The organism is Cupriavidus phytohabitans (genome assembly GCF_000426345.1).
In the GTDB taxonomy this organism is placed as follows: Bacteria; Pseudomonadota; Gammaproteobacteria; order Burkholderiales; family Burkholderiaceae; genus Cupriavidus.
In genome coordinates, this window is record NZ_AUFE01000242.1 from 1 (window position 1) to 1,242 (window position 1,242).

The following is a 1,242-nucleotide window of genomic DNA, read 5'->3' on the forward strand; positions in this document are numbered from 1 at the left end:
CGCAAGCGGAAGACGCATTGACCCCAGCACCCCCGTTCTCATTCCTGATGTCTTCCGACGATATACGCTATGGACAGACACCCGACGGCGTTAAGCATATCTATACGTTGCAGGAAAATGCACCAGCAGTCGCCGCAAGAAATGGTCCTGCGGATGGGAATGCAAAAGGCAAACCGAGCGCGACAGGAAGCGTCGATGAAGTGCCTGCAGCGGCGCGGGGCGTGGTGCAGACTGTCGAGGACATTCCCGCGTCGCAGCGCGCGGCCAACTCTACCGCTTATCTTCCGCTACCGAAGTGAGGTTCCCATGACACAGACATCGGACATCTACGCACCGCTCGAAGCGTGCGCCGCCGACTTCAACGATCTGCAGAAGGCGCTTACCGGTCCCACCGGAGGCGCGCGTCTCGCAGCGATACGTGAGGCGCTTGAGGCAACCGCGATAAACTTGGGGCGCGCGCACGGCGCGACCGAACTCCACCGCGACGATCTCGCGAAGCTCTGCCGCGGCCTGTTCGCTGCGGGACGCATCATCGGTCAGCTCGCGGACACACGCGGCGCGGCCTAATGGCGCGAGGCTCGCCACATGGCGGTGGCTGGCTGTTACACCGGGGCACCGCTTCTGCGTCACCCCAAAAACGAGGGGCCTCTTATACCTATCGGTGGCGCAACGACACCGCAGGTTCGTCAGGGAACCACCTGTCTCTCCGCGGCGCGGGCCATGCAGCAGAGGTCGCTGGCTGGCGCTGTGGCCAACATCGTGAATACTGCGGATCAACGCTGCGCGGCGAACTTAGTGGTTCGGTCGGTGCACATCTGCAAGGACCGGCCTGACCACGCGTTGCAAAGGCTGCACCATGTTCCGTTTAGCTCGCGGTGTGCCGGGAGCTTTCATTTTGCGGGGTCGGTAGGACTTTTTCTGGGTTGCGCGGGCCTTTTACTTGGACACCAAAAATAGTTCGGAGCGCTACGCAGCATTGGTGCATGACCTGTGTGCGACGGTCGGCCTCGCGGATGCCGAGCATGTGCTGAGCACCCGCTCGATCGAGGTCGAAGGCTTTGACGTGCGGCTCGAACACTTCGAAAATGATCTCGACGCGCTGTACGCGAATTTTCATTACGGCACAGTGACGGCCGGTCGTACGCTCATTGTATTCCGGCTGATGCTCGAGGCCAACCTGATGATCTACGCGCAGGACCAGGCGCAACTCGGACTCGATACGGATACCGGAGGTATCGTGCT

Annotated in this window: 2 protein-coding genes and 1 pseudogene; all 3 read left to right on the forward strand. The window is 61.3% G+C overall.

Translation table 11 applies throughout. From position 1 onward, the window contains the following. Positions 1 to 299, forward strand: a pseudogene (locus K309_RS41415) (secretion protein); the annotation flags it as partial. A gap of 7 nt (positions 300 to 306) precedes the next feature. Further along, positions 307 to 567, forward strand: a complete 261-nt coding sequence (locus K309_RS0135030) for a hypothetical protein (protein ID WP_051320782.1) — start codon at positions 307 to 309, stop codon at positions 565 to 567. A 373-nt stretch (positions 568 to 940) separates the two neighbouring features. After that, positions 941 to 1,242 (forward strand): type III secretion system chaperone family protein (locus K309_RS0135035; protein ID WP_035878966.1); only part of this gene is annotated, 302 nt, incomplete at its 3' end.